Annotated in this window: 14 protein-coding genes; 4 read left to right on the top strand and 10 right to left on the bottom strand. The window is 48.9% G+C overall.

Features of this window, described 5'->3' with window-relative positions:
* Positions 1–41 precede the first annotated feature (41 nt).
* The 5 genes from ymcF to LVQ79_RS00050 form a co-directional block, all read right to left on the bottom strand.
* Positions 42–218, bottom strand: a complete 177-nt coding sequence (gene ymcF, locus LVQ79_RS22625; protein ID WP_134183199.1) for a cold shock small protein YmcF — start codon at positions 216–218, stop codon at positions 42–44.
* 95 nt (positions 219–313) lie between these two features.
* Positions 314–760 (bottom strand): cysteine cluster protein YcgN, encoded by a 447-nt coding sequence (gene ycgN / locus LVQ79_RS00065; RefSeq protein ID WP_064511840.1) that lies wholly within the window; start codon positions 758–760, stop codon positions 314–316.
* Positions 761–850: 90 nt separating this feature from the next.
* Complete coding sequence (locus LVQ79_RS00060) at positions 851–1,510, bottom strand: fumarylacetoacetate hydrolase family protein (RefSeq protein ID WP_232863427.1); 660 nt, start codon at positions 1,508–1,510, stop codon at positions 851–853.
* A gap of 78 nt (positions 1,511–1,588) precedes the next feature.
* The gene (locus LVQ79_RS00055; protein WP_232863426.1) at positions 1,589–2,656 is read right to left on the bottom strand and encodes a lytic murein transglycosylase; all 1,068 of its coding nucleotides are present in this window, start codon (positions 2,654–2,656) and stop codon (positions 1,589–1,591) included.
* A gap of 75 nt (positions 2,657–2,731) precedes the next feature.
* Positions 2,732–3,007, bottom strand: a complete 276-nt coding sequence (locus LVQ79_RS00050; RefSeq protein ID WP_232863425.1) for a YcgL domain-containing protein — start codon at positions 3,005–3,007, stop codon at positions 2,732–2,734.
* A gap of 126 nt (positions 3,008–3,133) precedes the next feature.
* On the opposite strand from LVQ79_RS00050, the gene minC reads away from it, so the two are divergent.
* From minC to minE, 3 genes are read left to right on the top strand one after another with little or no spacing between them, the layout of a single operon-like run.
* Positions 3,134–3,841 carry a septum site-determining protein MinC gene (gene minC / locus LVQ79_RS00045; RefSeq protein ID WP_232863424.1) on the top strand — a complete coding sequence of 236 codons (708 nt, stop codon included), beginning with the start codon at positions 3,134–3,136 and terminating at the stop codon, positions 3,839–3,841.
* 24 nt (positions 3,842–3,865) lie between these two features.
* The gene (gene minD / locus LVQ79_RS00040) at positions 3,866–4,678 is read left to right on the top strand and encodes a septum site-determining protein MinD (RefSeq protein WP_064511844.1); all 813 of its coding nucleotides are present in this window, start codon (positions 3,866–3,868) and stop codon (positions 4,676–4,678) included.
* 3 nt (positions 4,679–4,681) lie between these two features.
* Positions 4,682–4,960: a cell division topological specificity factor MinE gene (gene minE / locus LVQ79_RS00035; RefSeq protein ID WP_034455225.1), complete on the top strand. Its 279-nt coding sequence runs from the start codon at positions 4,682–4,684 to the stop codon at positions 4,958–4,960.
* Positions 4,961–5,119: 159 nt separating this feature from the next.
* Here the strand turns inward: minE and rnd are convergent, their stop codons facing one another.
* The 5 genes from rnd to yoaA form a co-directional block, all read right to left on the bottom strand.
* Entirely contained in the window at positions 5,120–6,229 is a 1,110-nt protein-coding gene (rnd, locus tag LVQ79_RS00030; protein WP_232863744.1) for a ribonuclease D, read from the bottom strand.
* Positions 6,230–6,312: 83 nt separating this feature from the next.
* Positions 6,313–7,998 (bottom strand): long-chain-fatty-acid--CoA ligase FadD, encoded by a 1,686-nt coding sequence (gene fadD, locus LVQ79_RS00025; RefSeq protein ID WP_154148806.1) that lies wholly within the window; start codon positions 7,996–7,998, stop codon positions 6,313–6,315.
* A 203-nt stretch (positions 7,999–8,201) separates the two neighbouring features.
* Entirely contained in the window at positions 8,202–8,804 is a 603-nt protein-coding gene (locus LVQ79_RS00020) for a Slp family lipoprotein (protein WP_232863423.1), read from the bottom strand.
* Positions 8,805–8,849: 45 nt separating this feature from the next.
* Positions 8,850–9,545 carry a tRNA (adenosine(37)-N6)-threonylcarbamoyltransferase complex dimerization subunit type 1 TsaB gene (gene tsaB / locus LVQ79_RS00015; RefSeq protein ID WP_232863422.1) on the bottom strand — a complete coding sequence of 232 codons (696 nt, stop codon included), beginning with the start codon at positions 9,543–9,545 and terminating at the stop codon, positions 8,850–8,852.
* Between the two features lie 71 nt (positions 9,546–9,616).
* The gene (gene yoaA / locus LVQ79_RS00010; protein WP_232863421.1) at positions 9,617–11,527 is read right to left on the bottom strand and encodes a DNA repair helicase YoaA; all 1,911 of its coding nucleotides are present in this window, start codon (positions 11,525–11,527) and stop codon (positions 9,617–9,619) included.
* A gap of 130 nt (positions 11,528–11,657) precedes the next feature.
* On the opposite strand from yoaA, the gene LVQ79_RS00005 reads away from it, so the two are divergent.
* Positions 11,658–12,002 carry a RidA family protein gene (locus LVQ79_RS00005; protein ID WP_034455214.1) on the top strand — a complete coding sequence of 115 codons (345 nt, stop codon included), beginning with the start codon at positions 11,658–11,660 and terminating at the stop codon, positions 12,000–12,002.
* The last annotated feature ends 148 nt before the right edge of the window (positions 12,003–12,150 follow it).

The raw sequence follows: 12,150 nt of genomic DNA, 5'->3' as shown, positions 1-12,150 counted from the left end.
CAGTGCAGAAGTGGAGAAAGCAAAACCAGCGCAATTCGCTCTTAGCGAGCAGCTACACTATATTGATGAATCGCACTCATCGGACGATGAAGAAGGTGCATCCCTGATTTACAGAAGATACAAACAGCGCCATGGGGATTTGTTTCTCGGACATCGTAAGGGGAGGTGCGATACTGTGAACCGCCACAAGACGGACACTTAAATGTTAAATACTGGATAAAAACCTACTTTTATTTGTTATTGAAAGAACACCGTATCATAAAGATTTCGTTTTGTACGATTTATTTTTGTGTTCTTTCTCGAAGCTGGTGGTTTAGTCTGCCCACTCAGGTTTGTTTAATATATGATCTTGCCAGTCAGTTACTTCTGACTCTTTCACTGCAATATGGCGCACAGAAATCCGTTCACCATGCATGGCGGCTTTTGAACCTGTCAACAAGGGATGCCATACCGGTAAGTCCTTGCCTTCAGCCAATAGGCGGTACGCGCATGAGTGCGGTAACCACTCAAAGGTTGGCAAGTTATCACGAGTCAACTTGATGCAGTCTGGCTCATACTCAAAGCGGCGTTCGTAGTTTTTACACTGACAAGTTTTGATGTTTAATTGCTTACAGGCGACGTTGGTGAAGTAAATTTCATCCGAGTCTTCATCCATCAATTTATGCAGACAGCACTGGCCGCAGCCATCACAAAGTGATTCCCACTCTGTGTCACTCATTTCGTCAAGAGTTTTGCGCTGCCAGAACGGTGCTGTAGTCATGATGTTTGTCCGGTAATAAAAAAACAAGCGCACCTTATAAACAGTCTGAGCCACAGATGCAAGTTTTGCCGCCCTCGGGCGGCAAATTGATTATAGAACGCGGGTGGTTAAGTTGCGGCCTGCGAAGCTAACTTCGAGTTCGTCGCCACTCACAAGCGGCCCCACACCCTCCGGTGTTCCGGTGAGGATCACATCACCGGCTCGTAAGGTGAAAAAGCGGCTCATATAAGCAATCAAAGGCACGATCTTATGAATCATGTCTGAAGTACTGCCCTGCTGGCGAACTTTGCCATTGATCTTTAATGCAATAGGCGTATTTTGCGCATCGCAGTTAAACTCACTGGCTGGAATAAACCCAGAAATCGGACAGGAATTGTCAAACCCCTTCGCTTTTTCCCAGGGTTGGCCCGCTTTTTTTAATTTCCCCTGCAAGTCACGAAGTGTCAGATCAAGCGCTATGCCATATCCTGCAATGGCCTTAGTAACATGCTCATCTGTAGCCTGTCTAAGCGTAGATCCAATCAGAATCGCGAGCTCAACTTCATGATGCACCGACCCCAAACCTTGGGGTAGAACCAGCGGCTGGCGAATATCACACAACGCGCTTTCGGGCTTAATAAACAACACCGGCTCTTCCGGCGTTGCACTGCCCATCTCTTTGATATGTTTTGCGTAGTTACTGCCTACACACACTACTTTGCTGACCGGAAAATCCAGCAGCGCACCCTGCCAGTTATGATGCTGATACATGCCTTTCCTCTGCGTCGTTGTGTTAATTACCTTTGATACTAGAGAAAAAAATTGCGGCTGAATACCGACGTGTAAGAGTTATTGTGCAATCGCATCTGCCATGGTACCGATGCTTATCGCAAAGTAGTAAGAGCGGTTCCAGTGCATGATGGTACGAAAGTTATTGTAGACAAGGAACGAGCGCCCCAGGTTGTCATCAGGCGTGATAATCCAGGCTTTTCGAGTAGGAGCAGGTGGCATGGTTGCGTCTTTTAACGTGATACCTAATTTTTGCCATTGGCTGACTGTTTTACCCTGATCTGTTTTGGTTCCGGCAAGCGACCTATCGAAACCTTCGGGAAGCGTGACTTCTCTGCCCCATTCTCCACCCGCCTTCCATCCTTCAGTCTCCAGATAATTAGCGGTTGAAGCAAAAACGTCACTGATGTTAGTCCAGATATCAACTTTTCCATCACCATCGCCATCGGCACCATAGCGTAAATAGGAACTTGGCATAAACTGGCCTTGCCCCATTGCCCCCGCCCATGAACCTTTAAGCTCTTGCACGGTGATATGGCCCTGGTCGAGAATTTTTAATGCAGCCATCAACTCTTTGGTAAAGAACGCTTCACGCCGCCCTTCAAATGCCAGCGTTGCCAGCGCAGAAACAATGTCCTCTTTACCCTGAATTTCGCCAAAATGGCTTTCCATCGCCCACAGAGCAACGATGTACTGACTTTGTACACCAGTACGATTGCTGATGGCTTCTAATTCATTTCGGTGCTGCTGATATTGTGCGCGCGCTTGTTCAATCTTTTGTGGCGTAATGACCCGAGACAGATATTCATCCAGCATGATTTTCTTTTCAAGCTGGCTCTGGTCAGATTTGACGACCCGATCAACGAAATGAATGCTAGCGAATGCGTTGCTGATAGTGCTGTCGCTAATTCCCTGGAGGCGGGCTTGTTCTTTTAGTGTCTCAACAAAGGCCGGAAATTCCGCGGGGTTTCGCCCTTGCTGCGCAAGCGTTGTAGGTGCAGGCGTAGTCTCTGGCTGCGTCACAACTGAGGGATTAACAATGGATTGCGCCTGTTCGTCAGAAGATAGGGCGCTAAAACTGGTCAACATAAAGGTGATGACGGTTAAACAAATTGCTGGAGTGTTCATCTTTTTCCCCGCGGTTATTTGTTCTAAATATCATCTACCTTTATGTTCAGGAAAGATTTGGCAGTAGTCCTAAACTTATTTTTTCGGACTGTTTTCGAGATGCATTTTTAACAAACTTTCAGGCGGTGGTGGCAATTGTAAATAATAGCCAACATCATTGAGAGCTTGTTTTACTTTATCAAAATCAGCATTAGCCAGTTTTTTACTCCCATCAAGCGGTAATACCATTGCCAATTGTGGGGTACCAAAACCTTTCATCAATTCTTCAGGTACGCGTGAGAAATCGTCTTTTTTTTCGACATAAAGATAAGTTTGGTCACGTTTGCTACTTCTGTAGATCACACAAAACATTTTTTTTACTCTATTTTCGCCAGATGGTGGCTTGCCTGAATATATCTGTGACTATAACATGCCAGATGTACTTCGGAATATCGTCCCACACAGGTGGGGATTAAAACTGAATTGAGTAAGGCCAGGATGTCAAACACGCCAATCGAGTTAAAAGGCAGCAGTTTTACCTTATCAGTGCTTCATTTACATGATGCACAACCCGAAGTCATTCTCCAGGCCCTTCAGGACAAAGTATCCCAGGCTCCGGCCTTTCTGAAAAATGCACCAGTGGTGGTGAATGTTGCCAGCCTCGATGGTTCAGTTAACTGGAAGAAAGTCCAGCAAGCGGTAGTTTCTTCCGGTTTGCGAGTAGTCGGTATAAGTGGTTGTAAAGACGAAGCGTTGAAGAGAGAAATCGAACTCGCTGGCTTGCCACTGCTGACTGAAGGGAAAGAAAAGAATTCGCGTTCCAGGGCCACTCCCGCTGAGGTTGCGGTACCAGTAGAACCAATTGTTAGCCCGATCACAAAAACGCGTTTGATTGATGCACCGGTTCGTTCCGGTCAGCGCATTTATGCGCCAAACTGTGATTTGATTATCACCAATCACGTCAGTGCCGGTGCAGAACTTATAGCAGATGGTAATATTCATGTTTACGGCATGATGCGTGGCCGTGCTCTGGCGGGCGCCAGTGGCGATCGTGATGCACAAATATTCTGTACTAATCTTGCTGCTGAGCTGGTCTCAATAGCGGGAGAATACTGGCTAAGTGAACAAATACCAGCCAATTATTATGGGAAAGCGGCGCGCCTGAGTTTGGCGAGCGGTGCTCTCTCCGTTCAATCTTTGAATTAAGCCCTTTTAACAAGGAATTCCTTTATGGCACGCATTATTGTTGTTACGTCGGGTAAAGGGGGCGTCGGTAAGACCACGTCCAGCGCGGCCATCGCTACGGGTTTGGCCCAGAAGGGAAGAAAAACCGTCGTTATCGATTTTGATATTGGCCTGCGTAACCTGGATTTAATCATGGGATGCGAACGTCGCGTGGTATATGACTTCGTGAACGTTATTCAAGGCGACGCCACATTAAATCAGGCGTTGATCCGAGATAAGCGCACCGAGCAACTCTACATTCTTCCAGCATCGCAGACCCGCGATAAAGATGCCCTTACCCGCGAAGGTGTGGCGAAGGTACTCGAAGATCTGAAAAATATGGACTTTGAGTTTATCGTTTGCGATTCACCTGCAGGTATCGAAACAGGCGCATTAATGGCGCTCTATTTTGCTGATGAAGCAATTATCACGACTAACCCCGAAGTTTCATCAGTGCGCGATTCAGACCGCATCCTCGGCATTCTTTCTTCAAAATCTCGCCGTGCCGAAAACGGTGAATCGCCAATTAAAGAACACCTGCTGTTAACTCGCTACAACCCGGGCCGTGTAAACCGCGGCGACATGCTAAGCATGGAAGATGTGCTGGAAATACTGCGCATTCCATTGGTCGGGGTTATTCCTGAAGATCAATCTGTGCTGCGTGCTTCAAACCAGGGTGAGCCGGTCATTCTTGACCAGGAGGCTGACGCTGGTAAGGCTTATGCAGATACTGTTGAGCGTCTGCTTGGCGAAGATCGCCCTTTCCGCTTCATTGAAGAAGAGAAGAAAGGCTTCCTCAAACGCCTGTTCGGAGGATAAGTTATGGCATTACTAGACTTTTTTCTCTCACGGAAAAAGAACACCGCCAACATTGCAAAAGAACGTCTGCAAATTATCGTTGCAGAACGTCGCCGTGGTGATAGTGAACCTCATTATTTGCCGCAGCTAAAACGCGATATTCTGGAAGTCATTTGCAAATATGTAAAAATCGATCCTGAGATGTTAACAGTCGTTCTCGATCAAAAGGATGACGATATTTCTGTTCTGGAGCTTAACGTCACGTTGCCAGAAACTCAGGAAGCAACAACCAAATCCGCGTAATACACTTTATGTAATAAGCCTCCCGGGATTACCCTGGAGGCTTATTTATTTTTACGAACTGACAATGTTTAAATACGGACTATTCTTAGAGGTTAATGGATATATTTTATTACCACTCAGCAAAACCCTGTAATTATTCCCAGTAACCTTCAGCAAATATTAAAAATCAGCTAGCAACGTTTTTAAAGCCTCACCCATTACACGTCCACGCCAGCCACTGATTAATTCCGGCTGTGTAGTCTGGGTTTTTAATTGCCAGTGCCAATTCAGCAACTGGTTAATTTGTCGGCGTGAAGCGAGTAACTCTGCACTCAAACCACAAGTTTCACTCACTTGCTGAACCAGCGCTTTGATAGCTTTAAATACGCGGCGATACCCCGGCATATCAACCAGATTACTCAGTGGTTCAGGTAGTTCATCATCAGATAACGCCTGGGCTTCAACAACCAACCCCAACAGCGTTTTACCATGAAAACGAATTTCACTGCCGCTCAGGCCAAGATGTTCAAGTTCACCTAACGATCCCGGCATATAGCGTGCAACCTGCCAGAGGTGTTCTTCGCGTACGACGAAGTTAACCGCCATATCACGCTCACGCGCTTTACGCAGACGCCACGATGCCAGTTTTTTCAGGCAAGCTAACTGGCGCGTTCTTAACTGCCATGCGTTACCAATTTCACGCCAGGCTTCTTCAGGGTCGAGAACATCCTGACGACGTGAGGCCATCAGGTTGCACTCATCCAGAGCGGCTTCCATCCAGCCCGCGGCTTGTGTCTCTTCCATCAACTTGTGCGCAATAGGCAACAGATAGAGCACATCAGCGGCAGCATAATCACACTGACGTTCAGTCAGAGGACGTGCCAGCCAGTCGGTGCGGGATTCACTTTTATCCAGCGCAATCCCGGTAAACGACTCAACAATGGTGGCAAAACCACAAGAGAGTGGACGCCCGCTAAAGGCCGCCAGAATCTGTGTATCAATAAACGGGTCAGGCAATATGCCGAACGCGTTGAGGAACACTTCAAGGTCTTCGCTGCCAGCGTGCAGGAACTTAATCACCGCAGTGTCTTGCAACAACGTTTTGAATGGTGACCAATCAGAAATCGTCAGCGGGTCGATAAGCGAAGCGGTTTCCCCGTCGTACAGCTGGATCAAGCCCAGTTGCGGGTAGTATGTCCGTGTACGAACAAATTCAGTATCCAGCGCAATAGCCGGAAATTGACGTGCAGCCTCACAAACGGTAGCCAGGCCTTCGTCGGTAGTAATCATTTGGTAAGTCAAATTCAGTTCTCTTAGGTATGCGCCCATAAAAAACGCCGGCTGAACCGGCGTTAGGGCGACTGACTCGGAGCTCAGGCGTTATTGTTGCCTTTACTGACCGATTCGTCACGTAGTTCTCGTCGTAATATTTTGCCAACGTTCGATTTTGGCAGCTCTTCGCGGAACTCCACCAGCTTAGGCACTTTGTAGCCAGTAAGATGGCGGCGGCAAAAAACAATCAGCGCTTCTTCGGTGAGCGATGCATCTTTTTTCACGACGAAGATTTTTACCGCCTCACCAGAAGCACCGCTAGGAACACCAACGGCTGCAACTTCGAGCACACCACTATGTTGCATAACGACATCTTCAATTTCGTTCGGATAGACGTTAAAGCCTGAGACCAGAATCATATCTTTTTTGCGATCGACGATGCGCATAAAGCCCTCGTCATCCATCACCGCAATATCACCGGTACGCAACCAGCCGTCTTGCAGAATTTCATCCGTTGCATCCGGACGTTGCCAGTAACCCAACATCACCTGTGGACCTTTGACGCACAGCTCCCCTGGTTCACCTGGTGGAACTTCTTCACCTTCATCGTCGATGAGTTTTACTTCGGTGGAAGGTACTGGCAAACCGATACTGCCGCTGTGGTAATCCATATCGTGAGGATTTGCGCTCACTAATGGGGCACATTCGGTCAGACCGTACCCTTCAAGCAGGAAGCGCCCTGTTAGTTTTTCCCAACGTTCGGCTACCACTTGCTGCACAGGCATACCGCCACCCGCGGAAAGGTGCAGGCTTGAAAAATCGAGCTGCTGGAATTCTTTGTTGTTGAGCAGCGCATTAAACAGCGTGTTTACACCAGTCATTGCGGTAAATGGATATTTAGCCAGCTCTTTCACCAGCCCCGGAATGTCACGTGGGTTGGTAATCAGCAAATTCTGTCCGCCAAGTTCAATAAATAGCAGGCAGTTCATGGTCAGAGCGAAGATGTGGTAAAGCGGCAGTGCGGTAACAACCAGCTCTTTGCGCTCAAATAGTAGCGGGCTGTAGGCCGCTCTAACTTGTTCAAGATTCGCTAACATATTGCGGTGCGTCAGCATCGCCCCTTTGGCAACCCCCGTCGTCCCGCCGGTATATTGCAGGAATGCGAGGTCATCGTTGATTATTTCAGGCTTGATGTACTGAAGACGGTATCCGTGTTGCAAAGCACTACGGAATGAAATGGCATCAGGAAGATGGTATTTCGGTACCAGACGTTTGATGTACTTAACAACAAAGTTAACCAACGTACCTTTTGCCGCAGAGAGTTGATCGCCCATACGCGTCAAAATAACGTGCTTAACCTGGGTCTTTTCGACCACTTTTTCGAGGGTGTGAGCGAAGTTCGAGACAATCACAATCGCACTGGCACCGCTGTCATTAAGCTGATGCTCAAGCTCACGCGGTGTGTACAGTGGGTTAACATTCACCACCACCATACCCGCGCGCAGAATACCAAACAGCGCGACCGGATACTGCAACAGGTTCGGCATCATTAACGCAACACGGTCGCCCTTTTGCAGGCCCAGACCCTGTTGTAAATACGCAGCAAACGCACGGCTCCGCTCTTCCAATTTACGGAACGTCATCACTTCACCCATGTTCATGAATGCAGGCTGATCGGCATAACGTGCCGTTGCTTGCTCAAACATATCAACCAGGGACTGATAACGGTCAGGATTTATCTCAGCCGCAACATCGGCTGGGTAGCGGTTAAGCCAAACCTTCTTCAAGGATCCACCTCTGAATTTAATATTCGTCGTCATCACAACCCCAATATATAAACACGCCGTTAACATAATATTAACTCAGCGTACCAGTTTATTAATTAGACTGATTTAAGGTTGCGAAGCGCATCACTAATTATTTTTATTCCATGATAAAACGAAGAGACAGCGAACATGCCGCTGCCTCTTCGTTTCAGTAAAGCAATTTGTTACTCAGTTACGATTGTCTGTACCTGTGCAGGGCCTGGATTATACCATCCGCCGCCCCACATACCGCCATAGCCATAACGACCACGATAAGGATACGGCCCGCCCCAGAACCACGGGTCTATCGGTTGCGGTGGCATTACCACCTGTTGAGTGACACGCCAGCGTTTATAGCCATTCACCTGCATCACCATAAATTTGTACGCACTCTCACCCACTTTACCTTCAACTACGCCAGTAATTGGGCCAACCACGGTTATCAACTGACCGCGGAAGTCTACAGGGTCGAGGAAACCGTTAACATCCGCGTAGATACGCCCTTTGGAAGGCTCACCTAACTCAGGACGCGCACCTTCATCGAGATTAACGGTGGCAATTTCCAGCCGTGTTCTGCCCTGCTTGTTATCAATATTCACCACTCGCCCACCGAAGCGTGCTTCTTGCCCGATATAGAGCTGTGGTGCATTCATCACCCGGACTAAATCTTGTTGAGGCATGGCGCTGGTGCCTTTTATGGCATCAGGTATGCTGACGCAACCGCTAAGCGCAATGACAGCCGCGATGGCTAAAACCCGGGTAACAATCCTGACATGTAAACCAGCCATATCCTTTCTCCTTAACGCAATTTCGCTTCACGAAAACGTCGGGAACTACTCTCTGCCAGGCAGTTTCTTCCAGGTCACTTCATTACGCAGATAAACCGGTTCGGCATGTTCAACCGCAACTGTCTGTCCGGCATTTAATGCCTGAATCGCCAAAGGCAACATATCTTCCGCCGCAGGCAAGGTGACTTCTCCATCACGGATGACCAGTTCACTGCCCTGAGCCATATCCGGCCAGGCCTGCCAACCCGTTCCAACAGTAGCCCACTCACCCTGTAGTTGTTTCAACCGCTCAGCAACCGCTTCAGGTTTTAACACTGCTTCAGTTTCTTCACCGCGCCAGACACCATTTTCATCACGCTGATATTCAGCCCAATAAACCTCCCCCATACGCGCGTCAATTGCGGCCAGCACACGGGTAGCACCCGTCACACGCCATGCGCCTTGCGCCATGGTGGCAAGTGTAGATATGCCAATCATTGGCAATTCAGCACCCAAGGCCAGCCCTTGCGCAATACCAATGCCTATGCGCACGCCGGTAAAACTACCAGGACCACGGCCATAAGCAAGGGCGTTCAATGCGGTCAGACCAACGCCCCCTTCATTGAGAATATCGCGGACAAGCGGCAATATGCGTTGGGTATGTTCACGTGGGCAGAGTTCGAAACGGGCACAGGAAGTCCCCTCGTTATACAGGGCAACCGAACAAGCTTCTGTCGCGGTGTCGATGGCTAAAATTCGCATGATTTGCCAACCTCTGGCGGTAAAAAGTAGGGTCAAAAATCGGCGCGCATCATACCATAGCCTGGCACAAATTACTGCGCCGGACGGAAGTTAAGAAACTCAACTGCCCGATTTATATCCCGCGTGCGCGGCGTTGGTGGCAGGCTATTGAGGAATACTGCACCGTAGGGACGCATCACCAGACGGTTATCGCAAATCACTAACACACCGCGGTCATCGACATCACGAATTAAGCGGCCTACACCCTGTTTTAGGGTGATAACAGCATCAGGAAGTTGCACATCCTCAAAGGGGTCTCCACCACGTAGACGGCAATCTTCCATGCGTGCTTTCAGCAACGGATCGTCAGGTGAGGTAAACGGTAGCTTGTCGATAATCACCAGGGAGAGCGCATCACCACGCACATCAACCCCTTCCCAGAAACTGCTGGTTGCCACCAGCAAGGCATTACCGGCATCGACAAACTGCTGCAATAGCTGGCCTTTGCTGGTCTCACCTTGCAGTAAAACCGGCAGCGTCATGGTGGCGCGAAATTGTTCTGCTAAATCGCGCATCATCGAGTGAGATGTGCACAGCATGAAGCAACGACCGTTGTTGGCTTCGATTAGCGGCTTGAGCATTTTGGCAAGATGCCTGCCAGCTGCCGGTTGGTTAGGTGTTGGTAGCCCACGTGGCACACACAATAATGCCTGGCTGGCGTAATCAAACGGACTGGCTAGTAACAGCGTATCTGCGTTAGCGATCCCCAGGCGTTCAGTAAAGTGGCTAAGTTGATCATTTACTGAAAGCGTTGCCGAAGTGAAGATCCAGGTTCCTGCTTTCTGGCTGATCACTTCCTGGAATTTATCGGCCACCGACAACGGTGTCAGAGCAAGTGTGAAGTTACGCGCATTGCATTCATACCAGTAGCTATAGCCTGGTGTATCAACCTCTTTGAGTCGCTTGATACGCCCGCGTAGAATCACTGCCCGCTCAAATGCCGCATCCAATAATGCGGAGCGGCCAAGTGAAAGTTTTGCGACGTCATAGCAAAGTTCAAGCGCGTCATCGAGTAGCAGCAAGGCCCGTTGAATTGACGGTTCAGCCAGTAATTCACGTAAGTTTCCGCGATAGCCGGGATCGCCCATTTGCAGACGAAAATCTTGTGTGCTCTGCGCCAGACGGTCAGCGCTTTTTTGCAATTGCTGCGCATCACGCACTTCTGTGCGATAGGCAATTGAGATGTCTTTGGCTATATCGAGCAACTGCCGGCTTGAGACTGACTGGCCGAAATATTGGCTGGCGATATCGGGGATTTGGTGCGCTTCATCGAAAATCATCACTTCGGCCTCGGGAATAAGTTCACCGAAGCCGCCCTCTTTCACCACCATATCGGCCAGAAAGAGATGGTGGTTCACTACCACCACATCCGAATCCATGGCTTTTTTACGCGCTTTAACTACGAAACAATCTTTGTAGAGCGGGCAATCTTGCCCAAGACAGTTATCGTTGGTACTTGTGACCATTGGCCAAACGGCTGAGTCTTCAGCAACACTTGCGCAAGTGCTGATATCGCCATCTACCGTTTCAATCGCCCAGCCACGCAGTTTAACGATATCGCTTAACGTTTGAACTTGTAGATCTCCGCCCGCCAACGCATTTTGCTCCAGGCGCTCAAGACATAAATAGTTAGATCGCCCTTTAAGCAGCGCCAGCCGCCCTTTGAAATCGAGTGCTTTAGCAACGGTGGGTAAATCACGGGAAAAAAGCTGATCTTGCAAAGCTTTTGATCCGGTCGAGATAATGACTTTTTTGCCTGAACGCAGAGCTGGGGCCAGGTAAGCGTAGGTTTTACCGGTGCCAGTACCCGCTTCCACCACCAGCTCACGCCCGGAAGTAATAGCTTTAGTGACGGCTTGCGCCATCTGGCGTTGCGGTTCACGCGGTTTAAAACCTTTTATCGCCGTGGCGAGTTGGCCATCTGCTGCAAAATCGTCTGTCACAATACCCCCTGGGTTTATTGACAGTGATTATGTCAGTGTGAGCGGTGTTAATCCAGCAAGCCAGTGGAAGCCACCTGCAGATTGTGGCAGGCTGTAGCGCAAATATAAGTGAGCTGAAAAGGAAACAGTGATGAGTATTGTGCGTATAAAACCGGAAGCACGTTGGTCAGATGCGGTGATTCATAACAACACCCTGTACTACACCGGTGTGCCGGAAAATCTGGATGCGGATGCTTACGAACAAACCGCAAACACCCTTGCGCAGATCGACGCAGTACTGCTCGAGCAAGGCAGCGATAAGAGTAAAATTCTTGATGCCACGATCTTCCTGCCAGAAAGTACTGACTTTGCAGCCATGAATAAAGCCTGGGACGAGTGGGTTGTAGCGGGTCATGCACCGGTACGTTGTACCGTGCAGGCAAAATTGATGAACCCGCGTTACAAAGTAGAAATTAAGATTATCGCGGCAGTGTGAAGAAATGCGGGTTTCGGCCCGGAGACTGTAATTAAAATTGTGTATCTGCCTGTTTTTGATATGTTCACTCCAACAACGGAGACAGGCAAATTATGGACGAAAAGAAACTTAAAGCCCTTGCGGCTGAACTGGCTAAAGGTCTTAAAAC

The organism is Buttiauxella cochleicola (assembly GCF_021282405.1).
In the GTDB taxonomy this organism is placed as follows: Bacteria; Pseudomonadota; Gammaproteobacteria; order Enterobacterales; family Enterobacteriaceae; genus Buttiauxella; species Buttiauxella massiliensis.
This window is presented reverse-complemented; position numbering and strand designations above follow the sequence as displayed.